Here is a 24,717-nt window from a genome sequence, read left to right on the forward strand (position 1 = left end):
TATTAATTGTGATCGCAGCTTTCTACGTTACGCCATGCGTACTTGCGGCTACAGAGCAAACGCCTCAAGGTTTTAAACAATATACTTGTCTGCTGACAAGCTACCTTAACCACCGAGTACGCCATTAATCACCATGGCAGTACCTATGCTTAACGTAAAGCCTAGTGAAGCTACACCAACGTTGTGTTGTTGATCGACTTCTTGCCTAAAGTTCATACCAAACAGAATCACTTTTTTATTGATAAGCACTAATATATGCAGTGCGATAGCTAACGCTACACTTACCACCAACCACCCGGTTACGTTACTTACATAACCTGACGGGTTATAGATAAGTAGGTTTTTCGCCGCCGAAACAATCATAGCGGTGCCCAGTAAATTACCCGAATGTTCTATGGCTAACGCTAACTGACCTTTTCGAAGCGCCCCCTGAAATGAGTCGTTTTGGTTATCTTTTGCATAGCGCACTTCTAAAATACGGGTCATCACCAATAACATGGTGAGCACGACAGAGAATCCTGTCACGATAGCAATAATGGCATTCATATCACTGCCATTCACCCACACCATAATATTTCTCAACACGATGGCACTTGCCACTAAGCTTGCAGCATCTACCAGTGCAATACTTACACTGCGCTCTGAAATCATGGCGTGAGTATCTACGCGATTGAGTACCAGCTTGTCATGGGCGAATCGACCAAACTTCACCAACAGAATACCGACAATACCGAACGTCACCATGCCAGTAGCCGCTTCACTGTAGCCCTGCCCGATATGACGACCTACCACCGAACTCAGCACGATACAAAGCGACAACATGCCACCGGCTATACTAATACCAAAAGCAAAATTGTCTTTAATACCAAGCTCTTCGGTCACTGAGTTCTTTCTCATCAGCCCAGTCAACCACTTCATAACCACCAACAGTGCTAGGGCGATACTTACATCGATAGCAAGGTAAATCCATAAGTCGGAACCTAGCGGCACGAGTTTTATTAAAGCATCCACGTATTGTTACTCCTTTTACCTAAACACAACCTTAGGGTGGTTACGCCCCAAAAACTGTGACAGACTCTTTTTTATCTCAACGTTTTGAAATATTTATTATTGTCGAAGCCAGTATTATGCCAACAGACAACACAATTACCATGAGCAATGCACCACAAGCCAACGAAACCTGGGAAAAACTTTCAGATAGTGATCGCGTTAATAGTGATTTAGCGCATCATCGAAATGATCTCACTACCGTATTTGGTCGCTCGCTGTTTTTTGCAGAGACCTGCCTGCAGCACCCTGACTGGGTTGGCGCTATGCTGGTTGAATCGGTTCCTGACGAGCCGCATACCTTTTACAACCATGCAGTTACGCAAAAATTGGAAAATGTTAAGTCAGAAGATGGGCTGCTTAGCGCACTTCGCCACTGTCGCCACTTTCATATGGCTGCTATTACGCTACGTGACGGGCTTAATAAGCAAACTATTACGCAATCATTAGGGCAGGTTTCTGCGTTAGCTGATGTATTAATTACGTCAGCTTACCAATGGCTTTACACCATGCTAAGTGACAAACACGGTGTTCCTTGTGGTGAAAATGGGCCTATCCATATGTACATTTTGGGTATGGGGAAATTAGGCGGTCGCGAACTTAACTTTTCTTCAGATATCGATTTGATTTTTGCCTATCCCGAAAAAGGCATGACAAACGGTGAAAAGAAACCGATAGAAAATCAGCAATTTTTTACCCGCCTAGCGCAAAAATTGATTCAAGCACTTAACAAGGTAACCACCGACGGCCAGGTATACCGAGTAGACATGCGCTTACGGCCATTCGGTGAGTCAGGGCCTTTGGTGATGCACTTCGACGCCATGGAAGATTATTACCAAGAGCAAGGCCGTCATTGGGAACGTTTTGCTATGGTGAAAGCGCGCGTGATCAATAATGATAATTCAGAAGACGTAGCTTCACTAAACGCCATCCTCACGCCTTTTACCTTCAGGCGCTACCTAGACTTCACCACTATTGATGCCCTTAGAGGCATGAAGCACCTTATTGCTACGGAAATTAGACGTAGGCGTTTGAGCAATAATATTAAGCTTGGTGCTGGTGGCATTCGTGAGGTTGAATTTTTCGCACAAAGCTTTCAGCTTATTCATGGTGGTAGAGAGCCTGAGTTACAAAGTAAGTCACTACTTACTACCCTGGATAATCTTGCTGAATTTGAAATGGTTGAAACCGATGTGACTGAACAATTACGGACAGACTATTTATTCCTTCGTAAAATTGAGCATACGCTTCAGCAATGCCAAGACCGACAAACCCAAACACTGCCAGATAGTGAGTGGGAGAAAAATGCACTTATTTCGGTTTTAGGGTTCTCGTCATACCACGCATTTACGCTAGCACTGCATGAAACCATGTCTAGAATACATGGGCATTTCAATGAATTAGTTGAAGAAGCACAAGATACTCACAACAGCGAAGATACCTTATTTGAAGCATGCCGTGATGCCTGGCAACTTTCCCTTGATAAAGAAGAGTTTAGCACCACGCTAACCCCTTTTATTAGTTTAGAGGAAGCGCAAGGGATTTGTACCCAGCTACAAGAATTTAAAACGAATCAGCGCGGGTATCGAATGGGTCAAAAAGGCGAGGATACGCTTAATAAACTGATCCCGGAAATACTGTATGTACTGATTAAATTCGACCCCAGTAAAGCAAACAATGTACTAAAACGAATCTTCGGCGTGATAGATGCGATTACCGGCAGAACAACCTATTTAGATTTATTGCTGGAAAACCCCAATGTTCTGCAACAGTTGGTAAAGCTGTGTGACAGGAGTGAGTGGATAGCGAATGAAATTAAGCGCTTCCCGCTGCTGTTAGATGAACTGCTTACCCCGCTCTATTTGCAGCAGCAAAATTCAGATATCACCACTAGTAAATATGAATACGCGCAAGAGTTGCGACAAACCATGCTGCGCGTTGAACACGACGATGTTGAGCTTGCTATGGACACATGGCGACAGTTTAAGCTTTGTCAGCAGCTGCGCATTGCAGCCAGCGATATTAGTGGCTCGCTACCCATAGCGAATGTAAGCGATAAACTTACCGTATTAGCGGAAGTCTTGCTCGAGCACGTTATTGAAGCAGCGTGGCACCAAGTTTCAGCTCGCTTTGGCGTGCCGAGTCATTTGAACGATGGCGAGCTCGGGTTTGCAGTTATTGGCTATGGCAAGCTTGGTGGCTACGAGCTTGGTTATGGCTCTGATCTTGACCTTGTGTTTTTGCACAACGCGCCTCGCCAGTCAGCTACCAATGGGGCTAAGTCTATTGAAGCCCAGCAGTTTTACATCAAACTTGCTCAGCGTATTATGCACTTACTGAATACCAAAACCTTGTTTGGTCAGTTGTATGAAACCGACTTACGCTTGCGGCCATCTGGTAACGCGGGCTTGCTTTGTTGCCATATAGACGGATTTGAGCGCTATCAACAAGAAGAGGCGTGGACATGGGAACATCAAGCGCTAGTGAGAGCCCGCGGTATCTGTGGTGATATATCGCTGCTAAGTGCGTTTAATACTGTGCGTCACAACATTCTATCTATTCAGAGAGACCAGGCTACACTATCTACTGAAGTGAGCGAAATGCGCGTAAAAATGCGCAAACATTTGCTCTCTACGAGTAATCAAAAAGTCGATTTGAAACAATGTGTGGGAGGCATAGCAGATATTGAATTTATGACTCAATATTGGGTATTAGCACATGCGAATAAGATTGAGAGCTTGACTGAATTTTCAGATAATTTGCGTTTACTAGATGCAACCCGTAACGCAGGCATTATTGATGAAAAACAATCTCACGCGCTACAACAAGCTTATCTTGCGCTAAGAGAACAATATCATCACCTGACCCTTGCAGACACGAAATATGCAGAACAAACCGAGCATTTGAGCCAAATGAGAGAAACGGTAAGTGAATATTGGCAGGCGTTATTTGATAGTACTGCTGGTCATGCTGCCGATAGTAGTACCGACATTGATGGCAGTAGTATTAATGATAACGAAGGTGAGCAGTAGCTCACCTTTGCTTTAACTGATGATCAACGAACGAGGGTACATCGGGTAGATAAAAACTCGGTCTCTTCAGCAGTCACTACCAGAGAGCGTTGCTCGGGGCATAGATAGGCGTTTACCCGCCCTTCAAAGCTACTGTCGATAGCGCTGGCAATTTTAGCCAATGAACCGGCTACCGTATTATCTAACTGAAACTGATGTTTGATAATGAAGTCTTGCTCTAAATTCCATATCAGCTGCATGCCTTCCGCTTGCGCAAAAGTAGAGATAGCCTCTCGGAGTGTACTGCCCTCTTTGAAAGTGCGGAATTTTTGCTCTCCGGTCCAACTGGTATCTACCGTTGTATTTATACTCGACATGCTTTCTAGTCTGCTATCGAGCTGTGGATCAACGCCGCCAGTTTCTATCACAAAAGTACCCTGCTCTTCCTTAACTGGATCGGTAGAGGACATTCTAAATTCGCGGTAAAACTCGCTCAATCCCTTTGCCACCGATTTTTCTTCAGCTGGTTTACCGGAAGGTTCTTCATCACTGCTATTTTGTTGCAAATAAATCATCACACCCGCAATCACTATCAATACGAATGCCAGCGCTATGTGACGCGCCCAAAAAAATGTATTTGAATAACCTTTTTTAGCCATGACTTTTTCAATGCTTCCAATAACTTAAACTCAAGGTACAGCTTAACTCGCTTTTACCTTACGCACAAAAAGCGCGCTACAGTAATAATTGTACACCTAACGGCACAATAGGTAACTGCTTCGTTAGTACAATGACGGGGTGTCTTTACTGGGTCTGGTTTTGAACCGTTTATGCATCCACAAGTAACTTTCAGGCTGTTCTTTAATTGCCTTATCAATATGCGTGTTCAATTCTGTTAATGCCGCAACATCGTCCATATCCCCTAAATGCGTCAATGGGGGGTATATCTTTATTTTATAACCCTTCGCAGTGTACTGAGACGTAATCATCATAGGCACACTGGTAGAACGACGAATAAACATCAACGTAGCTGTGGTGGTCGCGGTTTCAGCAACCCCACCAAAAGGTACGAATACGCTTTGCTTTGGCCCGTAATCTTGATCGGGAAGGTATAAGCACAGCTCGTTTTCTTCCAATGCCATTAACAACGCTTTGGCATTTCGCTTGTCAATCATATACTTATTGGAGCGATTACGACCATGGTACTGTAAATAGTCGACCAGCGGATTATTATGTTTTCTATAGAAGGCGATGCTAGGGTGGAAGTAACCAATACCCCTGCATGCAAATTCAAGGTTCATGTTGTGCAGTGCCATGCCAAACACACCTTTGCCGCTGGCTATGGCTGCCTCAACATGCTCCGCACCTTCAATTTCTATGGCCTTTTTCACTCGCCAATCAGGCCACCACCACCCCATCGCCGTTTCAAATAAGGCCATTCCGGTTCTGCGCACATTCTCATTTAATAGCGTTTGCACTTCTGACTCCGACAACGACGGGTTCCAAAGTTCAAGGTTTCGCTTTGCTACGCGCACGCGTTTAGGAACAATTTTCGCAATCAGTTTACCTGCGCCACCGCCAATAAATCGTATAACAGGCAGAGGGAGCCAAGTGATGATGTAAAGAAGGAATACTCCTAGCCATACAGGCCAAAATTTTGGAGTAAGAAAAGACAGTTTGAATTTAGGAGCCTTAATTGCCGCAGCCAACGCACTCTATTCCTAACAAATTAAGAGGAGCGCTATTGTAGCAGACCAAATTAAAGTCGAAAGTGCGTTGGTGGAATAATTCGACACTACTGTCGTGGTATTTTGAACTCAATACGCCAAGCATTGTTTTACCTAGCTCGGTTAGCAAAAATGTTCACAGGACGTTAGCCCTCTCACTCTATAAATTTAGTGAGCGCCATACTCTTTATCAATCTGCTTCAGCTTTTTCTCAAAAGTTTGAAAGTGATCGTTTGTTTCATAATCGAAGTGATACTGGTTATGGAAACCAAACTGCAATTTACAGTTCATGTCTTCGATAAATAACGTGTAGCCATCTAGGTCGGTGTACGCAACAATACCATTTAGGTGGTATTGATCTTCTTTCTTATCACCATTAGTTCGGATTTTTTCAAACACCTGCAATAGAAATTTACTGTCTAATTCATTTTTCATAAATGGCTCCTTAGTTTTTGACTAGCCACTCTTTTTACGCTGAATGATAGCGTTTGGATTACACCGCTCATACTGATATGAATTTAGTCACTTGCCACTATTAGCCATTAAAAATTGTAGCGAAAGCCCAAAGATACTAAATGCGTTGAGAGGTCATCTTCCCCTCCTAGGTATGTATATTCAAGTCGCACCATAGATTTTAGACCAACATAATAATCAAATCCAAGACCAGCAATACCTGCAACCACACCTTCATCAAACGAGCATGCATCACCCGATAACTCTGAGTTGCCACAGTCGCGCGTACTTGCAATATCAGCGTTAGCAATACCTAATTTGTAATACAGTTCACCGTACTCGCTTTTCGCCTTTCCAAGTACAGCAAGGTAAAGCGCATCCCCCGAAAGATCGGTATCATCCTCGCTATCGTTAGTGAGATTAAGGTAACCCACTTCTGCATACCACTGCCTATGGATTTGGCGCCCAAAAGCAACACTGTAAGCTAGCCCGCTATTCTCGACATTTGTGAACTCAAAATCACTAAACCCAACTGACGCAATACCATAATTGGTAGAAGCACTATGTGCGTTGAACGTTAAAAAAAGCGCAATAAAACCAACTACAAACTGCTTCATTAAAACCTCAGGTTAAAACCACCAAAGAACAACCCTATTATTAACTATCTAGGGTGACGAGTGTAAACGTTAAATTTATATCAGAAATAAAGCCTCGTACTAAAAAAAGTACTCAAGGGTAAATTGGAGATGATCATCTCTTCTTAGGAAATAAAAGGTATCGTCAGTATCATCACTTGAAAAGAAATAGCCATCCAATTTCCAGCGCCAATGAGATGAAATACGACTAGACGCTTCAATAAATGCACTAGAAGTACTCGATTTATCTAAATCTTGCACGTATCCCATTAGCACTTCTGTTCCGTCAATGTCATTGAAGATAAACCGTAAGCCCACCATCAGGTCGTTTTGACCTAAAGCAAAAAAGTTATCTTCGCGTTCATCGAACTGGTACTCACTCAGTACACCTAGGCCATATTGGGTGTCGAATATGCCTTGTGTGGTGTACTCGAAACCTGTGACAACCGCAGCAAAATCTTCCGATTGCCCTTCACGATATATCGACTCAAATTTAAGTAACCATGCCCCGTATACATTCAGTAAATCTACGCCTACCTGATTGATTTGCGCGTAATAGGGAAGAATTTCTGGCTGACCTTCATCATTCACGGTGGTAACAAGTTCAGGCTCTCTGCTTGTACCTGAAAAGTAAGACAGCCCCACTTCCCAGTCACTGATACTGGCTTGCCACCTCAGCGCATAATCAACATGACTTTGCTCACCATCCGACTCATACAAGGCATCTCCCACAGCAATGGGCGGTCGCAGACGTCCATCAACACTTTCGAAGGTACGCTCTCTAAAATAGGGCAACACAAATGCTGAAAACGTACCAAAATCACTAAAGTAAGAAACATTGACCATGGGCTGACCAAGCTTATCTTCGCCGTCTACCGCTTCAATTGCATCGGTTTGATTCACAATATCGACGAGGTGAATGGACTCTGTTTGCCCCCAGAATACTTTTCCAATCCCTATTTTGGTTTCCCATGTGTCTGCCACGTGCATCCACTGCAGTTCCCGAACATCGAAATGCGTTCTATCCTCGTCGTGTTGATCAGCCCTGAAAAAGGGCTTAAACAGCAAGCTGTCTTCCCCATCATTCCACTCGGTATAGGTTTCAGGGCTAAAAAAAACAGAGCCGTAAGCTCTTTCTTGTGCTTCGTAAAGGGCGTCTTGCAAGAAATAACGCAACTCTCCGCCTGCGGAGCCTGTCACTTCCGTATTGGCCAACAAAGAAAATGAAGCCGTAATACTTGTTACCAATAAAGCGATGGATTTAGTCACGAATTACCGCGCTCTTTTTAAGCTATTCTTATCAAAATCCGATTCTGACAAATCGGTATCAAATATTAAGCTTTCTGTAATTAGCGACGTAGACTTACGGGTTTGTACGTTCGTCATCTCGCTGCGAATAGGTCGCCAGTATTTCTCTTTGTAAAGCTCATAATCTTTTAGTTCAAGCACCTTAAGTAGCGCCCCTTTCTTATCGTAAAATTCAACTTTGTGTACGCGGTAGTGAGACTTATCAATCCATACTTTTTGCAACGTATAACCCGAATAGTCGTATTGAGGAATTTGCTCCAATACAAAGCACGCTTCGCCATTAATCGTCTCATCCCCCACATAGGAGTAGGAAAATTTCTCTACTTCGAACGATGTCATGTCTTCAAAAGCAAATTCACTGCCGACAAAAGGCCCACTTTTATTTTTTGACGCTATACGCTTTACCCGTTTTAAAGCAGGAAGAAATATCCACTGTTCATCGGCATCGAAAACATGTGAGAAGCTCAGGAATGCTGTTCCTTTTACATCCCGAGGGGATTGGAAAACCGTTAGTGCTTTATCACCATCATCGGTCAACTCCATCGATTTCACGTTGAGTTTGCGTGTTGCTTCTTGGCCTTGTGCATTACGCAGGACCATTAAGATTTTCGCCTCTGAGTTATTCCACCCGCGATCTCTCGCTTTTCGCTCCTGCGCTATTTCTAGTCCTTTTGCACTAGGCTCAGCGGCAACGCCATTGAATGCGCTGATAGATATGAACGACGCCAGTAAAACAAGGCTAATGTATCTCACTATTCTTCTCCGGTAACGGGGTTTCATCTTTATCCAACCACATTAATAACGCGGGTAGGAAAATAAGGTCAACAGCCAAAGCCGCGACGATAATAATAATGGTCAAAATGCCCATGTGCGCGTTCAGCATAAAGCTTGAAGACGCTAACACACCAAAGCCGACTGTCAGCACTATTGTGGTAGTGGTCAGTGCCATTCCAACCGTATTAAATGCATAAAGCACACTCTCTTTAACCGATTTACGCGTCAGCCTCGCCGACTGATACTTCGACAAGAAGTGCACAGTATCGTCAACAATAATACCCATGGTCATACTGATCACCACCGACAGTGCCATGTTAATTTGGCCAGAGATTAACCCCCAAACGCCAAACCCGATAGCGGCGGGTAGCAAATTAGTAAACAAGCTAACTAACCCGAGTCGCCATGAACGCAGTGCAAATAAAATCAAAACAGAAATAAGCACTAGGGCATATAGAGAGCCCACTACCATACTCTCCATATTTCGATCGCCAATATGCGCGAACATTAAAGGCGGACTGGCGGCTTCTAACCGGTTGTCGCTACCAAGACTTTTGAAATATGCTTTTGCATCAGACTCCAATGCGGTTAAATCTCTGCTGCCTAAATTATCGATAACAGCGATAATTCTCATTGCCGATTTATCAATATCTAACTGATTGCTTAAGTCTAGACCAAATGGTAGCGACATTTCATACAGCAATACATACTGAGAGGCCAGCTCCCCATCTTCAGGTAACCGATAATAAGCATCTTCATCACCATGCATATTTTTATTTAACCGTTTTAATGTATCGGCAAATGACAACACATGATGAACTTCTTCTTTTTCGCGCAGCCATGTCGTAAGTAATTCTACTCGCGCTAAAAATTCAGGTTCCGTGGCACCATAAGGGGTATCTGAATAAATAACGAAGTCGATATTAGACATACCACCAAGCTTCTCTTCATTGATTTCCACCGCTTGGCCAAACGTACTTCTATCGTCGAAGTACTTCACCGCCACATCATTTAACTCGTTATTCGTTGCAAAAACACTGACTCCCACAATCACTAACGCACAAATAGGTAACAGAGCTCGATAATTCGACGTGACTTTATTTCCCAATCGGTCGAAGACCTTGTTACTTTTTGTCGCCTTCACTTTCAGTGGCTTTAGCAGCAATAAAGCGGGTAGTAACCAAAGCGACAATACACAGGCGAGCATTACGCCAAATGCGGTCATGTTACCTAAATCGGACAAAACGGGAACGGCAGAAAAGTTCAGCATCAAAAAGCCAATCGCCGTGGTAACACTGGTGATAATAATAGGCTTGGTATTGATTCTTAAACTTTCACTAATCGCATTCTCGTTGGTGAGGCCGCGACCAAGAAAGTACTGTACACCCACAATGATGTGGATACAGTCAGCCACTGCCAGTGTCGTTATCATGGTGGGAGCGTTCACAGTAGCGGTACTTAAAAACATGCCGAGCCAGCCAGATACACCAATGGAAGTGGCGATGGATACAATTACCACTAATAGTGTAGCGAGAGCCGCTAACACCGAACGAACAATCACGCCTATCATCACAATGATAAGGAAAAACATGAGCGGAATAAGCGTACTGGCGTCTTGCTGCGCAGCCACCGCAAAGGCATCGTTCATCACAACCATACCGGTGAGATAGATAGTGTGACCGGGGTACTTTTCTTCTAACTGCTGTTTTAACGCAGTGGCAACCGTTGTGATTTCAATGACTTCTTTCGTTTGGTCGCCGTCAGGTAACTGAATAGTCGTATTCACAACCAATACGTCACCTGGGTACGATACTAGCCGCCCGGTTAGCTCAGGGGTGTTATCTAGTACATCCTTAATATCTGTTATTTCAGGATTCGAGAGCGAACCTGTGGTAATTAAGTCCTCGACAATAAGATCGTCATCTTCGGCGTAGGTATATTGGAAGTTAGCGATGGATTCAACGCGGGTGGAAAGAGGGAGTTGCCATGCAGTTTCTGTAAGCTCAACAACTAAAGATAAGGTAGACGGTTTAAACACATTGTCGTCGTCTGGCACTACCATAAAAGCGACATTTTCGCTTTTATTAAATATGTTCTGCATTTCTTCAAAGGCAAGACGCTGCGGATTATCAGGCTCAAAAAATACTTTGTAGTCGCCTCGAAAGTATAAATTTTTTGCGCCGACTACTGCCACTAACATCGCAACAATAACCACACAGATAGTTAACTTTGGTGAAGCAAACCACCTTGATGTGACCGATGATGTATCTTGCATTACAACTTCCTGTAACTCGCTCTGTTATCGAAAGTCTACCCGTAAACGGTTAATAAACATAACTCAGTTACCAGAATATTTTTGAATGCGGCCCCATTTTGTAACATATCCTCACCATCAACATTTATAGCGTTATCGTAAGAGCTTATTTTTATTGAATTTTACATATTCCAATTTATTTATGAGCAATTTTTTTGATCTTTTCTGAAACTGATGTAGTATTAACACCATACAACTGGTCAGATGAGCGGATGAGTCAAATATGAGTATTAGAACTAGCTTAAAAAAAGTGTTACCACCAATTTCTGTAACAGAACAGGAAGCGTTAGATGCTGGTGACGTTTGGATTGAATCTTCTATTTATCAGGGTAAACCTGATATGCAGGCACTTCGTGATATTCCTCAAGCTAAATTGAGCGCGGAAGAGCAAGCATTTATGGACGGCCCAGTATCAGAATTACTGGGTATGATTGATGATTTCGAGTTAAATAACGGCGAGCACATTCCTCAAGACGTTTTAGACTTCTTGGGTAAAAACCGTTTCTTCTCAATGATCATCCCTAAGAAGTTTGGTGGTCTTGAGTTTAGCCCTTACGCTAACTCAACCATAGTAGCCACTATCGCAGCAAAATCTGGTGCAATCGCTGTAACCGTTATGGTACCTAACTCGTTAGGCCCAGGTGAGTTACTTATGCATTATGGTACTACTGCCCAACAAGATTACTGGTTACCACGCCTTTCAGATGGTCGTGATATCCCTTGTTTTGCCCTAACTAGCCCAGAAGCCGGTTCAGATGCGGGTGCTATTCCTGACGCAGCGATCGTAACTAAAGGCGAGTACAACGGCGAAGAAGTGCTTGGCCTTCGTATCAGTTGGGACAAGCGTTATATCACGCTTGCGCCAATTGCTACCGTGCTCGGTTTAGCATTTAAAGTATTCGACCCTGAGCAATTGCTTGGTGACAAATTAGAGCTAGGTATTACCTGTGCGCTATTACCTAAGTCTCACCCTGGTGTTGAGCTTGGTAACCGTCACGACCCTATGGGTGTGCGCTTCTATAACGGTACAACTCGCGGCCAAGATGTATTTATTCCTATGGAATTTATCATCGGTGGTCAGAAAAATATCGGTCGCGGTTGGCAGATGCTAGTAGCGTGTCTTGGCGCAGGTCGTGGTATTTCACTTCCAGCGATGGGCGTTGCGACAGCACAATCAGCATTTAAAGGTACGGTTGAGTATTCATTCGTTCGTGAACAATTCGGTGTTCCGATTGGTCGCTTCGAAGGTATTCAAGAGAAGATGGCAGACATTGCTGGTAAGACTTTCTTACTTGAAGCCATGCGTGTTTTAACAACAGAAGGCTTAGGCTTAGGTGTTAAACCATCGGTTGTTACTGCGATTGCTAAATATCACATGACCGAGCTTGGCCGTGATGTAATGAACTCAGCGATGGATATTCAAGCAGGTAAAGCAATTCAACGTGGCCCGCAAAATACCTTAGCAGGTGGTTATGCAGCACTTCCAATTGCCATTACGGTTGAAGGTGCAAACATCCTTACTCGTAACCTAATGATTTTCGGTCAAGGTGCAATGCGTTGTCACCCTTACCTGAAAGATATGGTTGACCTTATTCACAGCAACGAAAGTTCTGCTGATAAAGAATTCAACAAAGTATTACGTAAAACTGTTGGCTTTAGTGTTAAGAATGCATTCCGTAGTTTTGGTAAAGGTTACTTACCTTTCCTACGCGGTTCAGAGTCTGCATTGCCTGAAGTACGTAAGTACGAAAAGCGTGTAAACAGCATCTCAGCTAAATTAGCACCACTTGCTGACTTATCACTAGCAGTACTTGGTGGTGACCTTAAGAAGGCAGAATTACTTTCAGCACGCCTTGGTGATGTGATGAGCTACCTTTACGGTGCAATGGCAGCAATTCGTTTTTACGAGCAGCGCATTGAAGACCGTAAACTTGCACTACCGTATTTCGAATACGCTATGCAGTGGTCATTACAACAAGCTGATCAGGCAATTGTTAACTTCATCAACAATTTCCCGAACACACCGACTCGTGGCCTAATGCGCTTACTTACCAACACTTACTCAAACAGTGTGGCGGGAATCAGCGATGACCTAGTACGCGAATTGTCTATGGCGTCAATGCAGGACAACAGTGTGAAAGCGCAGCTTACTCATTTAGTTCGTGTAAGCCCGGGCGATGGTAACGATATTAACGAACAAGCATTTAAAGCGAAGCATGCGGTTGCACACCTATTAGGTAAAGTGCAAAAAGCACTGCGTAAAGAGCCTGTAGTGCCGTTTATCTCGTTTGAGCACGCGCTGAACAAGCTTCAAGAAAAAGGTGTTATTAATGCCGAAGAAGCTGCACAGTTGCATGACTACAACGAAAAGCGTCAATTGGCGGTTCGTGTTGATGAGTATACTTTCGATATGGAGTTATTGCCAGCAACTGAGACGTTGCGCGCAATTGATGGCGGAAAAAACGCGGCTTAATATTAATTAATTAGCACGCTATTAATAGAAAGCTCTGGCCCTTGGCTGGAGCTTTTTTGTATGTAAAAAATAACATTGGTCAGCACATTAAGGCGCCCCAAGCTCGCTTTATGTATACATGCCTTCACGCCTTGCACTAAAGGATGAAAATTCCCCCTTAAACATCTACGCTTTATATATCAATTTTGAATCATAGAAAGTTATGCAAATAATAAAGCTTCTTGGCACTGCTTTAACGGTTTCTTTTATTTGCTCAGCTAATTGCCTGGCTAACGGGGATGATAATGCCCCCATGCTCATCGGTTATGTGGGGCACCCTAGAGTGGTGACTCATTACAACAATATTATTGCCAGAACTTATAGCAAGCTTGGAATAACCGTTGAATTTATCGAGGTAGGTGGTGAGAGAGGCCTTCGGTTGTTAGATGCAGGCGTTACAGATGCTGATACTGTTCGCTATGAATTAGCTACCAACGATTTTAGCAACTTTTTCGTCGTGCGACCCGTTATTGTAAAAGGCGCAACAATTCTATTGTGTATGCGCAATAGTCTGTGTGAAAACAGCGTGCTTTCAAACCCAAACATCGTCATTGCAGCCACTAAGCGGTTTCACATCAATATTGAAGAAAGTGACATCGACATTGCTGCAAATCTCCGTGAATACGACCGCTTCGACCAAGTTGTGAATTTGCTTGTTTCAGGCCGATACAACTACGCGTTATTGCCGACAGACTTTTCCGATGAGGCTACCTTCAAAAAGCTAGGTGCACGACACCTTGTTATTGTAGAGCACAATATCGTTCATGTGGTTAACAACAAATACCTTCACTTACGAGAAGATTTATCAGAGGCTCTGAGCAGCGTACTAAAGGAAGTAAACTCGATTGAAGCCAGCAATTAACGCTAATGGCTGTGAGGTAATACACTTACTGTCAAGCACCGGCTACTTCTTACGTCGCATAGCAATTTTTGTAATATGCGTGTAATTTAATCAAAATGAGTGTGTAAATTTAAAGCGACAAAAGCTAATTCGCTGTTATTGTTAACTACACAAAAAACTTCACACCATATATAGCCGTAAGCATATTGAGTTGGAAAGTAAATTTATAGTGAAAAGTTTTGATGAAAATAGAGATTTAACCTCCTCTCTTCCCATCACGCCGCAAATGCAGCGTGACTTGGCGGATATGCTAAACCGTAATATGTTTACTGGCTTAGCCATGACTTTCGTTGCCTTCTTAGGGTTAACATTCGGCTTCGGATTCGATACCGAAAAAGACCAAAGCTCGAAGGTGTTGCTCTTTATCGCAATGAACACGGTTATAGTTCTCCGTTTTGCAGATGGCCTTTATTGGTTAACCAGATTAAAAGGCACGCAGTATGATGCGCGCCCTGTAAAGTTTAGGTTTGCGATTGGGGTATATTCAACATCTACAGTGTGGGCACTTTATTCAATCTTGCTCTACACCACAATGAATGCAGTTGAGTTAGCGACAACCATGGTTATCCTTGGGGCAATGGCCGGCGGCGCGGCTTCAGTATTAGCGCCAAGTAAAATTTTCGTCTTTGTCTACACCACCTCATTGCTTGTGCCCATGTCGAGTAGAGCGTTGCTTGACGATGACAGAAATTTTGTTGTTTTGGGGATCTTGGGGCTTATTTTTTGGGTAGGTATTCTTGCTAGCTCTTTTCGTTACCACCGATTCTTTTTTGATACTGTATCACTTAAAAACAAGAACGCTCGTCTGATAGAGCAAATGCGCACAGATAGACAAGAAACCGCGAAGATTAACGCCATGCTGCGTAAATCTAACGAGCAGTTAGATGATGCTAATGCCAATTTAGAAGATGAAGTTGAGAAACGTACCGCCGATATTTTTAGGTTATCTAATAGAGATCCGCTGACTAATTTACTCAATAGAAACGGACTGTTTAAACAGTTAAATACCCTCATTGAAAGCACCAAAGCGCTTGATAATAACCTAGCCGTTTTGTTTATTGATTTAGACGGCTTTAAGCAGGTAAACGATAGTTTAGGACACAAGGTCGGCGATATTGTACTTGCTGAAATTGCTAACCGACTCGCCCAATACTGCGAAAAAGATCATCTCGCTAGGTGGGGAGGCGATGAATTTGTCGCAGTAACTCCCTATGCCACCGTTCATACCGCAGTGGCGGTTGCTCATGCTATGCGCAGTGGGGTTACAAAGCCTATTATAGCGTTAGAAAACCAAATCACATTAGATGCCACGATTGGTATTGCGATTTATCCCGAGCATGGCAATGACACCATGACGCTTATTCAACAAGCTGACTTGACCATGTACGATCAAAAGCGCAAACAACGAGGCACTATTGGTGTTTTTAGTGAAACCTTGCATGAAAAAATAAAAAATGAACAGCGTCTTTGTGAACAATTACGGTATGCCATAGAAAAAAAAGAGTTTTCTGTACACTACCAGCCCATTATTTGCGCCGACACACAAAAGCTAAAATCGGTTGAAGCCCTACTACGCTGGAACTGTAACGGTAATATCGTGTCACCAGCGCGCTTTATCCCCCTTGCCGAGCGAACGGGCTTAATGCCAGAAATAGGCTCTTGGGTATTAAATCGTGCGTGTATAGATGCGACAGAATGGCCATTCAACGAAGATATTGCATTATCGGTGAATGTATCTATTAGTCAGCTGCTCGATGAAACTTTTGTAAATGCACTTGATAAGGTGCTAGCGTCTACAAACATCGACCCAGCCCGCCTTTACTTAGAAATAACAGAGAGTGTGTTTGCTAATAATGTTAATGCGGTGGCAAACCAAATACACAATGTTAAACAACGTGGTGTAAAAATATCAATCGATGACTTTGGCACAGGGTACTCTTCATTGAGCAGATTACAGTCAATGCCTTGTGATTTTATAAAAATTGATCGCTCATTTGTACAGAATACCAATGAAGGTAGTGATACTATTATGCGCGCAACCATGCTTATAGCAAACGAATTTGGTTGCAAGACCATTGCTGAGGGCATTGAAACCTTAGACCAAATGAACCACATCAAAACCCTTGGTGTGGATTTTATCCAAGGCTTTCTTTACGCTAAACCAATGCCATTGAGCGACCTTAAAACCTGGTATAACGAAAACAAATAATATTCATGGCTCAACTTTATTTTTATTACTCTGCAATGAACGCAGGAAAATCGACCTCTCTTTTACAATCAGCTTATAACTATCGCGAGAGAGGCATGCACTCTCTAATTTATACCGCTGCCTTTGATGACCGCTATGGCGTAGGAAAAGTGACCTCTAGGATTGGATTACAAGCCGACGCAAAACTTTATCGAAATGATGACGATCTCTATGAATCCATAAAACAAGACAACAAAGAAAAGCGTTTAGATTGCATTTTCATTGATGAAGCGCAGTTTCTAACGCAAGTTCAAGTTCGTCAGTTAATAGAAGTGGTAGACGAATTAGATATCCCCGTTTTGGCTTACGGATTACGTACTGACTTTTTGGGAGGCACTTTTGAAGGTAGCCACTACCTTCTCGCTTGGGCTGATAAGTTGTTCGAACTTAAAACGGTTTGTCATTGCGGGCGCAAAGCAAATTTCGTGGTAAGGCTGGATGAAGATGGCAATGCGGTCACCGACGGAGACCAAGTACAAATTGGTGGCAACGATCGCTACGAATCTATGTGCAGAAAGCATTTCAAAGAGTTGGTCTGGGATAAAGACAAAATTTAATGTTTCTTAAACTTCACTCTTTGAAAGTAAGTATATACTTCAACTATTATGTTTGAATTACCTCAAAGAGTGTCGCTTTGGATATAGACCGCTATACAACACTCGTCATTTCATTATCAAAGCGCGGATTGGATGAGCAAGATAAACTCACTGCGATAGTGTCATGTCTTCGGTTAGGGATCCCTTCCGCGAACCGAATTAGCTTATGGCGATTTGAAGAAAACAAAACCCGAATTCGGTGCCTAACGTTAAATCAAGATGGCCAAAATTTGCCAACCAATGATTTATCGCTGTCTAAGGAAGCGATTCCCGATTATTTTGACGACATACTAAAACAAAGCGTGTTAGTAGCCTCTGATGCCCGTCATCATCCTGCCACCAAATGCTTTAACGACAGTTACTTCAAGCCCAATGATATTTACTCATTGCTAGACTTTACCTTTCATCACCAATTCAACCCAATTGGTGTTATTTGTTGCGAAAAGACACACAGTCCAGTCCAATGGTCACAAGATGATATAGATAACTTAAAGCGTGTGGCGCAGATAACATCAATGTTTTACGACAGTTAGACATTCAATATAGTACTTACTACTAAGCGCTAACGGTTTCCCCCATTTTTAAATCAAAAGGTAGCACAGTGCTTTTCAGTGATTCACTGAGTAAGGCTTTTGCGGCCATTTCGCCCTTAAGCGCACTTGATTGACAGACTGTTGTTAAATTAGGGCGAGTTCTGTCTGCTTCTTCAATCCCGTCAAAACCTGTAATTTTTAGTTCTTCAGGCACTTTAATGCCCATCGAAAGCGCTGATTGCAGCAGTTCTAGGGCTATAATATCACTCATACATAAAACGGTATTAGGTCGAGGGTTACTGTTTAACACCTCTTTCGCAGCTTGCTTTGCGAAGTTCCTCTCACTTTCTGGAATATGCCAAATCCAATCGTTTGTGATTGTTGCTCCACTTTCATCAATTGCTTTCATATAACCGTCTAATCGGCGATGAGAAATGGAGGTTTGTACTTCTATAAGCGGGCTGTCATAAATGCGGCAGGTACTTGGAGACTCGATTAAGCGCAGCCCTAAAATGGCGACATGATCACCAGGAGAAATCGCTTTTTTAGCGATTTGATACGCGGCGTTGTAATTATCGATGTTAACTGACGGCAGCCCCTCAATATCAAAATCTACCGTAATAGCAGGTTTACTTTGTCTGGCTAGTTCTTCTGCCAACTTGTAATTTCGTGGTGCACCGTAACAAATGAAACCATCAACGAAATCCACCACATCGAGGATACTCTCTGAGTCGCCCGCATAAAGGAGGAGGTGCTTACCTTGCTGCTGCAATATACTTGAAACCCCTTTAATGAAGGTGCTGGCCACTGGGTCACTGACGGTATAGGGAATACTATCAGCCAGTACTAGAGCAACAATATTAGAACGCCCTTTCCTTAATATTTGCGCGGCTTTGTTAGGCCCGGCGTAGCCAATGCGATCGCACTCGGCAAGGATATGCTCTCGACGCGCTTTAGAAAGCTGATCCGGCCTATTAAATGCATTTGAAATAGTGGCGGTCGACACACCCAACTGCAAAGCAACATCTTTCAGTGTCAGTTTTGTTTTGGTCATTTTTATTTGTACTATTCCTTGCGTGTGTTTTGTACAGTTCCCTGCGTGCGCAAAGACGACTTTCAGTAAGCATTAACGCGTTATAACTCGCTTCATGCATACATACTTGTAGGCTACCCGCTATTAACAGTAAAGATAACCTAAACTATATCACCACTTAAACGATTAATTCACACCTCTTATCGAATACCTATGACTGAAAGATTTTTAAGCTAAAGTGGATAGAGGGCTGGTTAGGCTAAGTTAACTTAATCGTTTTTTATCGTGTTCCGAATATTTTATCGCCTGCATCACCCAAACCAGGCAGTATGTAGCCCTTTTCATCTAGTCGTTCGTCAATAGCAGCAGTGAAAATTTCTATATCAGGGTGGGCATCAACCACAGCTTTAATCCCTTCTGGCGCAGCCACTAAAAAAAGCCCCATAATTTTTTTACAGCCCTTTTTCTTCAGCAGGTCAATAGTGGCAATTAACGTCCCCCCAGTCGCTAGCATGGGGTCGACAATTAACGCCGTACGTTCATCTATATTTTTGACGACTTTGTCGAAGTATGCCACTGGTTGAAGTGTCTCTTCATCGCGGTATAGACCAACTACACTGATTTTGGCATTAGGAATAAGTTCTAACACTCCTTCCAACATACCTAATCCAGCACGAAGGATAGGTACTACCGTAATTTTTTTGCCTTTTATTTGCTTAACTTCAACATCATCGCCTGACCAGCTTTTTATAACCGCACGCTCTGTGGGTAGCGTTCGTGTAGCTTCGTATGTCAGCAAGTTGCCTACTTCTGATGCCAACTCTCGAAAGTCTTTACTGCTAATTTTGGCATAACGCATTAACCCTAATTTGTGTGCAATTAAAGGGTGAGTTATTTCATGAACGGCCATTTTACTTCCTTAAGTATCTGTTTTACTCAGTTTAACCGCTCATTCCATTTAGGCAAAATTAACCTAACGTATTTTCTCCTACTTTCACGGTGCTACCGTCAGGTAATGTCATTTCAATTTTGATGCTTCCCCCTACCGCGGCTAGGTAAGCCGACGCTCTATGAAGAGGAACATCCTGTATACGTTTCGACTCTAGCTTACTTACCCCCGAAGCAGTCACGCAAAGCGCCATCGCTACGACTTCTTGTTTAACCCTGTGTTGCTTTCTAATATCACCTAACGTTATTTCTCTCATTGTTTTGTCGCCGATATATTTTGGGCATAAAAAAACCCAGATAGTTTAACCTTTCTGGGCTTTTGCAAAACGTTCTTACTTTTATGCCCAGAAGCGAATACTTGCCCCTGAACACTCAGCGTCAGGCGCTATTATTGGATATAATTGTAAAAGTAATTAAAAGTAACGTTTTGCATGATGAATTCTCTTCGGTGGTTGAAATGCGCACTTGCGCTGCTCACTTATCCTTAACCATACCATTATTATTGGCAATAACAACGACTTTCCATTTTGGAATATTTTGAAATATAGGCACATGAACGTAGCGCTCATCAACTGGTGCCATACAACGTAAACACTATCTCCCCCGATTATTTTCCGCGACCTCAAAAATGAAAAAGAGCCACTTGGCTCCTTTTCAATAATTGATGACAGACACTAGGCTAACTTAGCTTTAAGAGTATCAGTAATAGGTGTTGTTGCGCGACCAATCAAGGTTGAAAGTGCATGACTATTATCTTGTAACCATCCTTCAGCAGCATAATGTTCCGTGTCCGCCAACATCGCAGCCAACCCTTCCGGCAGCCCAGCATCAAGCAGCGCAGATTGATATTCATTTTGTTCCATTTCAACATAGCCTATTGCCTTGCCAGATAGGTTTCCGATAGCATCAGCATACTCAGCCAGCGTAAAACCTTCATCGCCAGCAAGCTCATAAATCTTGCCGGCTTGAGATTTTTTGGCAACAAGCACCGACGCAGCGGCGTCGGCATAGTCTTGACGTGAAGCGGTGTGTAGCTTGCCTGTTTTAGCTGCTCCAGCAACCGCCCCCATATCAATCGCACCTTGCACCGCATCGGTGTAGTTTTCACTGTACCAACCATTGCGCAATATCACAGCGGGTATACCCGATTTTTGGATATAGACTTCTGTTTGTTTGTGCTCTGCTGCAATTAAAAGTGGCGACGTAGTGGCTTTCAGCAAGCTTGTGTATGCCAGTAATGAGACCCCCGCAGAAACAGCTGCATCAATTACCGCTTTGTGCTGTTCGAAGCGCTTGCCGAACTCGGTACCAGAAATAAGCAACACTTTGTCCACACCTTTCAATGCGGCAGTCAGTGTTTCAGGTTGGTTGTAGTCAGCTTGACGAATTTGAACACCCTGTTCACGTAAAGCGTTAGCCTTTTCAGGGCTTCGCACCAAAGCAACGACGTCTTGAGGCGCGATAGTGTGAAGAAGTGAACCAATAACTTTCTGGCCTAGCTGACCGTTTGCACCCGTAATAGCAATCATCGTGTAAATCCTTAATGTGTGGAGTGGTTGAATACAGGTACATTATGCGTAAAACTATACGTATCGATAAGGCCATTAATTTAGAATGGATAGTTCCGAATATGAGTACAATAAACATTTCTCATCTGCGGCTGCTTGCCACCTACGCGTTGGTTGTAGATTGCGGAAGTTTCGCAGAAGCGGCAAGACGGGTTCAATCCAGCCGTTCTCGCGTGAGTGAGCAAATCAGTCAACTAGAATCTCAGTTAGGCGTACGATTACTCCAGCGTTCTACTAGACAGCTTACCATTACTGATGAAGGAAAAATGGTGTACGCAGAAGCGAAAAAACTGCATGATATTATTCAGAGTATCGATCAGAGTTTAGTGGAACCTATACCGTCTGGTCGAGTTTCAATTACGGTTACAAATGACATTGCTCATAAGTTTCTTTTGCCTCTGCTACCCAACTTCAAGGCAAAGTACCCTGAGATTAGTTTGAATGTCATCACAAGTGATCAACGTCTTGACCTTATTGCGGAAAATATTGACCTAGGTATTCGCATTGGCCTTCCACGGGACGACGCGTTGATAGGGCGGGTTTTGTACCAAGAGAGGTTTTCACTTTATGCGAGTAAGGAATATATTGAAAAACACACAGAGCCATCAAGCATCAATGAGTTACAGAACCACCGCTGGATTCTACTTCAACAATTGAATGTTGGGGCATCTCAGCATTTAATGTTAGATGAAATACCATTTGAAGCAACCCCTACTCAATACGAAATTAGCAACTCCCCCCATTTTATTCAGGAGATGGTAAAGGCGGGTTTAGGTATTAGTACTTTGCTTCCTTCAACGGTAAAAAATGAAGTGGCAGAAGGCAGTCTTGTGCGTATTTTCCCTCGCGTTTCTAGCGCACCGCTTTTATTCACATTGGTTTATCCGTCTCGAATGCATGTGCCATCAAGAACGCGAGCACTTATTGATTATTTAGTGGAAACATGCCGGTTTGGCTAAGGCCAAGGAGAAGCAAAACAACGGCTGCTTATCTCATTTTCACAAGCGCCCTTTACTAGAAACTTACACTTTACTTGGCAACTTTAGCGTCTAAAATCACTCTTAAGGTTACCTTTAGCTACCTCAAAAATTATAATTATGAAATTACTTGTTCCCTTTTTAGTTGCTACTGCCGTGTTAGCAGGCTGCGCCGGAAAACCAGACCATCAAGATCAAGGTGAAGTGTTCTTCGAAACCAAAATTAATCCCGATGGCACTAAATTATTTGCCTTTAGTATTGGTATGCCTAGCCGAGGAGATCGAGATGAAGGCAGGGGGCAACGCCCTTCTCGAGGTGGTGATGGTGGCGGTAGAGGCGGCAGAAATAGCGGCCAAAACGGCGGTGGAGAAGCAAGGGGCGGTAACGATCGCGAGGCCGAACGTATGGACGCTTTTTACGATACTTTGAGTGAAAAGTTATTTGAAACGCAATATTGCCGAAATGGCTATATTGAAATTGATACCCATGAAACTGAAGGCCGTTATCACCTACTCGGCGAATGCCAAGAATCGGCGTCAGAGGAAGATAAACTCAAGTTCGCAAATCCTTATTAATTGGTAAATCATCGCCCATATTGTTTTGTATAGCAGTGTGGGCGATCACTTTTTATGCTTGATAGATAGGAAAAGTGCTAACGCATTTTGGATAGAATTTTACGCTTTTCTTATAAGTTGCAAGTGTTCGTGCCAAGCACAAAAAAACATTAAAACTGCGTACCTAATTCAGCCTCTTTTAATTTCTCTAAAAAAGGCGCAACTGCTACGTCGCCTTCTTCAGGCGCCCAACTTGCAAAACCTTTGTCGTCCATGACTTCATACGGGCCTTGCTTTACTTCCATAAATACCACAGGTTCAAAACAAACCGTGGCATGCCATACGTTAGGTGGAATCTCTACCCCTACACAATCACCACCGGCACTTAAGGTTATACGCTTAGTTAACACAGCATTGTCGTCAAAGAACAGTAAATCGATACTCCCTTCTACCGCCATAAAAAATTCCCATTTATGCTGTTGGGTATGGCGATGCGGACGAACATAAGAGTCGGGCTCCATTGCAATAAATAGGCGCTGGACTAAATCTTCATAGCTTTTATGGACGTTGTGATTGGCTCTTCGTCTTGGACTTGCTTTGGCACTTTCTTTAAGTGCATTGCGCTGCGCGTGATTAAAAAGCTGAATATCGGTAAGCATGACACTCTCCTTGTTTTGCTTTATTAAGGGTTTGCCTGTATTTGACTACCCTAAAGTGCTGAACATTTAACTTAACGCGCAAGCCTGTGTTGCGAGGGGACTTGTATTTTGGCGTAACCTGTACGTTAGCATTGACGGTGTTGAAAAAGCAAAAAGACGAGCATGTCGCTCGCCTTTTTCATTCAATAACAGTCTGAGCCCTCGGCTTAGCGTTTTGAATTAGCCTTTTAGCTTAGCCACTAAACTTGCCTAAACCTTCAACCAAAAGAGCTTTAATCTCTTGCCCTTGTTCGGTATCAAGGTAAGCTTTGGCACTATTCACAATTTGCATAATCTGCTCCGGTTCTAGGCCTAGCGCTTCAAATTGCTTGTTTAATTCATTCACTGACTTAAAGCTATCGCTATAACTTGCAGCTTTATCGAGAATGCTGCTTAACCCACCTTCAGACGTTACGTTACTGATATCGGGTACTGAACCTAGTAGAGACTCAAGCCCTGGCAGCGCGTTGCTTAGTTCACTGAACTGGCTGGTTGAAATATTGTCTTTTGCGTAGTTAAAGATAGATGCTAATCCGCCTGTCGCTTGAGATTCAGTAATGCCTACCGCGTCACTAACTGAGCGCGTCATATCAGAAATATTCGGCACTGCTTCAACTTCTTCGGTCATACCAAACAAGCCTTTTAAGGAATCCAACCATCCTTCAGCATGGCTTTGTGGGGCAACGGTCAGACCTGATACTAAAACAAGAGCGTAAATTTTTTTCATCATTATTTTTATTGTTAGCAAGGTGCACATAGCACTGCCGACAATCCATCCTTAGTGATTTCAAGAAACATAATTCTATAAGTATTTGTAATTATCACAATTAGGCAAAAGGATAAAACTACGCCCTGGCACTTATTCGTACAGGGCTGAGT

22 protein-coding genes are annotated in these 24,717 nt (G+C 43.1%); 8 read left to right on the top strand and 14 right to left on the bottom strand.

Annotated features, from left to right (window positions below):
* Positions 1-105 precede the first annotated feature (105 nt).
* Positions 106-1,011: a DUF350 domain-containing protein gene (locus KYS23_RS18775; protein WP_159532273.1), complete on the bottom strand. Its 906-nt coding sequence runs from the start codon at positions 1,009-1,011 to the stop codon at positions 106-108.
* Positions 1,012-1,127: 116 nt separating this feature from the next.
* Here KYS23_RS18775 and glnE point away from each other — a divergent pair, with 116 nt between their 5' ends.
* Positions 1,128-4,079, top strand: a complete 2,952-nt coding sequence (gene glnE, locus KYS23_RS18780; RefSeq protein WP_218419786.1) for a bifunctional [glutamate--ammonia ligase]-adenylyl-L-tyrosine phosphorylase/[glutamate--ammonia-ligase] adenylyltransferase — start codon at positions 1,128-1,130, stop codon at positions 4,077-4,079.
* 23 nt (positions 4,080-4,102) lie between these two features.
* On the opposite strand, the gene KYS23_RS18785 is transcribed toward glnE, so the two are convergent.
* The 7 genes from KYS23_RS18785 to KYS23_RS18815 all read right to left on the bottom strand — a co-directional run bounded on the left by KYS23_RS18785 (position 4,103) and on the right by KYS23_RS18815 (position 11,230).
* Positions 4,103-4,717, bottom strand: a complete 615-nt coding sequence (locus KYS23_RS18785; protein WP_159532275.1) for a TcpQ domain-containing protein — start codon at positions 4,715-4,717, stop codon at positions 4,103-4,105.
* 123 nt (positions 4,718-4,840) lie between these two features.
* Positions 4,841-5,767 (bottom strand): LpxL/LpxP family Kdo(2)-lipid IV(A) lauroyl/palmitoleoyl acyltransferase, encoded by a 927-nt coding sequence (gene lpxL / locus KYS23_RS18790; RefSeq protein ID WP_159532277.1) that lies wholly within the window; start codon positions 5,765-5,767, stop codon positions 4,841-4,843.
* 186 nt (positions 5,768-5,953) lie between these two features.
* Positions 5,954-6,220: a DUF3081 family protein gene (locus KYS23_RS18795; RefSeq protein WP_159532279.1), complete on the bottom strand. Its 267-nt coding sequence runs from the start codon at positions 6,218-6,220 to the stop codon at positions 5,954-5,956.
* A 107-nt stretch (positions 6,221-6,327) separates the two neighbouring features.
* On the bottom strand, positions 6,328-6,855 hold the full coding sequence (locus tag KYS23_RS18800) for an outer membrane protein (RefSeq protein WP_159532281.1): 528 nt from the start codon (positions 6,853-6,855) through the stop codon (positions 6,328-6,330).
* A gap of 99 nt (positions 6,856-6,954) precedes the next feature.
* Entirely contained in the window at positions 6,955-8,142 is a 1,188-nt protein-coding gene (locus KYS23_RS18805) for a hypothetical protein (protein ID WP_159532283.1), read from the bottom strand.
* 3 nt (positions 8,143-8,145) lie between these two features.
* Positions 8,146-8,934 carry an outer membrane lipoprotein-sorting protein gene (locus KYS23_RS18810; protein WP_201299273.1) on the bottom strand — a complete coding sequence of 263 codons (789 nt, stop codon included), beginning with the start codon at positions 8,932-8,934 and terminating at the stop codon, positions 8,146-8,148.
* On the bottom strand, positions 8,921-11,230 hold the full coding sequence (locus KYS23_RS18815) for an efflux RND transporter permease subunit (RefSeq protein ID WP_218419778.1): 2,310 nt from the start codon (positions 11,228-11,230) through the stop codon (positions 8,921-8,923). The genes KYS23_RS18810 and KYS23_RS18815 overlap by 14 nt, the downstream gene beginning before the upstream one ends.
* A 262-nt stretch (positions 11,231-11,492) precedes the next feature.
* Between KYS23_RS18815 and KYS23_RS18820 the strand changes: the two genes are divergently transcribed.
* From KYS23_RS18820 to KYS23_RS18840, 5 genes are all read left to right on the top strand, one after another.
* The gene (locus tag KYS23_RS18820; RefSeq protein WP_159532289.1) at positions 11,493-13,742 is read left to right on the top strand and encodes an acyl-CoA dehydrogenase; all 2,250 of its coding nucleotides are present in this window, start codon (positions 11,493-11,495) and stop codon (positions 13,740-13,742) included.
* Between the two features lie 202 nt (positions 13,743-13,944).
* Complete coding sequence (locus KYS23_RS18825) at positions 13,945-14,643, top strand: hypothetical protein (protein WP_218419779.1); 699 nt, start codon at positions 13,945-13,947, stop codon at positions 14,641-14,643.
* Positions 14,644-14,851: 208 nt separating this feature from the next.
* Positions 14,852-16,891, top strand: a complete 2,040-nt coding sequence (locus KYS23_RS18830) for a putative bifunctional diguanylate cyclase/phosphodiesterase (RefSeq protein WP_309475313.1) — start codon at positions 14,852-14,854, stop codon at positions 16,889-16,891.
* A 5-nt stretch (positions 16,892-16,896) separates the two neighbouring features.
* Positions 16,897-17,487 carry a thymidine kinase gene (locus KYS23_RS18835; RefSeq protein WP_159532293.1) on the top strand — a complete coding sequence of 197 codons (591 nt, stop codon included), beginning with the start codon at positions 16,897-16,899 and terminating at the stop codon, positions 17,485-17,487.
* Between the two features lie 77 nt (positions 17,488-17,564).
* Positions 17,565-18,059, top strand: a complete 495-nt coding sequence (locus tag KYS23_RS18840; RefSeq protein ID WP_218395964.1) for a GAF domain-containing protein — start codon at positions 17,565-17,567, stop codon at positions 18,057-18,059.
* Between the two features lie 22 nt (positions 18,060-18,081).
* Here the strand turns inward: KYS23_RS18840 and KYS23_RS18845 are convergent, their stop codons facing one another.
* The 4 genes from KYS23_RS18845 to KYS23_RS18860 all read right to left on the bottom strand — a co-directional run bounded on the left by KYS23_RS18845 (position 18,082) and on the right by KYS23_RS18860 (position 21,569).
* Positions 18,082-19,113 (bottom strand): LacI family DNA-binding transcriptional regulator, encoded by a 1,032-nt coding sequence (locus KYS23_RS18845; protein ID WP_159532302.1) that lies wholly within the window; start codon positions 19,111-19,113, stop codon positions 18,082-18,084.
* A 259-nt stretch (positions 19,114-19,372) separates the two neighbouring features.
* On the bottom strand, positions 19,373-20,002 hold the full coding sequence (upp, locus tag KYS23_RS18850) for a uracil phosphoribosyltransferase (RefSeq protein WP_159532304.1): 630 nt from the start codon (positions 20,000-20,002) through the stop codon (positions 19,373-19,375).
* A 58-nt stretch (positions 20,003-20,060) separates the two neighbouring features.
* On the bottom strand, positions 20,061-20,297 hold the full coding sequence (locus KYS23_RS18855) for a helix-turn-helix domain-containing protein (RefSeq protein ID WP_159532306.1): 237 nt from the start codon (positions 20,295-20,297) through the stop codon (positions 20,061-20,063).
* Between the two features lie 417 nt (positions 20,298-20,714).
* The gene (locus tag KYS23_RS18860) at positions 20,715-21,569 is read right to left on the bottom strand and encodes an SDR family oxidoreductase (RefSeq protein ID WP_159532308.1); all 855 of its coding nucleotides are present in this window, start codon (positions 21,567-21,569) and stop codon (positions 20,715-20,717) included.
* 44 nt (positions 21,570-21,613) lie between these two features.
* Between KYS23_RS18860 and KYS23_RS18865 the strand changes: the two genes are divergently transcribed.
* Together KYS23_RS18865 and KYS23_RS18870 are read left to right on the top strand one after the other, a co-directional pair.
* Positions 21,614-22,567 (top strand): LysR family transcriptional regulator, encoded by a 954-nt coding sequence (locus tag KYS23_RS18865; protein WP_246604501.1) that lies wholly within the window; start codon positions 21,614-21,616, stop codon positions 22,565-22,567.
* Positions 22,568-22,705: 138 nt separating this feature from the next.
* Positions 22,706-23,161 (top strand): hypothetical protein, encoded by a 456-nt coding sequence (locus KYS23_RS18870; protein ID WP_232370656.1) that lies wholly within the window; start codon positions 22,706-22,708, stop codon positions 23,159-23,161.
* 149 nt (positions 23,162-23,310) lie between these two features.
* On the opposite strand, the gene KYS23_RS18875 is transcribed toward KYS23_RS18870, so the two are convergent.
* Both KYS23_RS18875 and KYS23_RS18880 read right to left on the bottom strand, forming a co-directional pair.
* On the bottom strand, positions 23,311-23,799 hold the full coding sequence (locus KYS23_RS18875) for a WbuC family cupin fold metalloprotein (RefSeq protein ID WP_159532310.1): 489 nt from the start codon (positions 23,797-23,799) through the stop codon (positions 23,311-23,313).
* Between the two features lie 232 nt (positions 23,800-24,031).
* Entirely contained in the window at positions 24,032-24,568 is a 537-nt protein-coding gene (locus tag KYS23_RS18880; protein ID WP_232370657.1) for a DUF2780 domain-containing protein, read from the bottom strand.
* Positions 24,569-24,717: the final 149 nt, after the last annotated feature.

The organism is Alteromonas lipotrueae, from assembly GCF_019249255.1.
Classification (GTDB): Bacteria; Pseudomonadota; Gammaproteobacteria; order Enterobacterales; family Alteromonadaceae; genus Alteromonas; species Alteromonas lipotrueae.

Excerpts from the sequence above, each read along its gene's own strand:
- KYS23_RS18795 (WP_159532279.1), bottom strand. The coding sequence starts at position 6,220 with ATGAAAAATGAATTAGACAGTAAATTTCTATTGCAGGTGTTTGAAAAA.
- glnE (WP_218419786.1), top strand. The coding sequence starts at position 1,128 with ATGCCAACAGACAACACAATTACCATGAGCAATGCACCACAAGCCAAC.
- KYS23_RS18865 (WP_246604501.1), top strand. The coding sequence starts at position 21,614 with ATGCGTAAAACTATACGTATCGATAAGGCCATTAATTTAGAATGGATA.
- KYS23_RS18785 (WP_159532275.1), bottom strand. The coding sequence starts at position 4,717 with ATGGCTAAAAAAGGTTATTCAAATACATTTTTTTGGGCGCGTCACATA.
- KYS23_RS18835 (WP_159532293.1), top strand. The coding sequence starts at position 16,897 with ATGGCTCAACTTTATTTTTATTACTCTGCAATGAACGCAGGAAAATCG.
- KYS23_RS18855 (WP_159532306.1), bottom strand. The coding sequence starts at position 20,297 with ATGAGAGAAATAACGTTAGGTGATATTAGAAAGCAACACAGGGTTAAA.
- KYS23_RS18870 (WP_232370656.1), top strand. The coding sequence starts at position 22,706 with ATGAAATTACTTGTTCCCTTTTTAGTTGCTACTGCCGTGTTAGCAGGC.
- KYS23_RS18860 (WP_159532308.1), bottom strand. The coding sequence starts at position 21,569 with ATGATTGCTATTACGGGTGCAAACGGTCAGCTAGGCCAGAAAGTTATT.
- KYS23_RS18800 (WP_159532281.1), bottom strand. The coding sequence starts at position 6,855 with ATGAAGCAGTTTGTAGTTGGTTTTATTGCGCTTTTTTTAACGTTCAAC.
- KYS23_RS18825 (WP_218419779.1), top strand. The coding sequence starts at position 13,945 with ATGCAAATAATAAAGCTTCTTGGCACTGCTTTAACGGTTTCTTTTATT.
- KYS23_RS18820 (WP_159532289.1), top strand. The coding sequence starts at position 11,493 with ATGAGTATTAGAACTAGCTTAAAAAAAGTGTTACCACCAATTTCTGTA.
- upp (WP_159532304.1), bottom strand. The coding sequence starts at position 20,002 with ATGGCCGTTCATGAAATAACTCACCCTTTAATTGCACACAAATTAGGG.
- KYS23_RS18880 (WP_232370657.1), bottom strand. The coding sequence starts at position 24,568 with ATGATGAAAAAAATTTACGCTCTTGTTTTAGTATCAGGTCTGACCGTT.
- KYS23_RS18845 (WP_159532302.1), bottom strand. The coding sequence starts at position 19,113 with ATGACCAAAACAAAACTGACACTGAAAGATGTTGCTTTGCAGTTGGGT.
- KYS23_RS18875 (WP_159532310.1), bottom strand. The coding sequence starts at position 23,799 with ATGCTTACCGATATTCAGCTTTTTAATCACGCGCAGCGCAATGCACTT.
- KYS23_RS18815 (WP_218419778.1), bottom strand. The coding sequence starts at position 11,230 with ATGCAAGATACATCATCGGTCACATCAAGGTGGTTTGCTTCACCAAAG.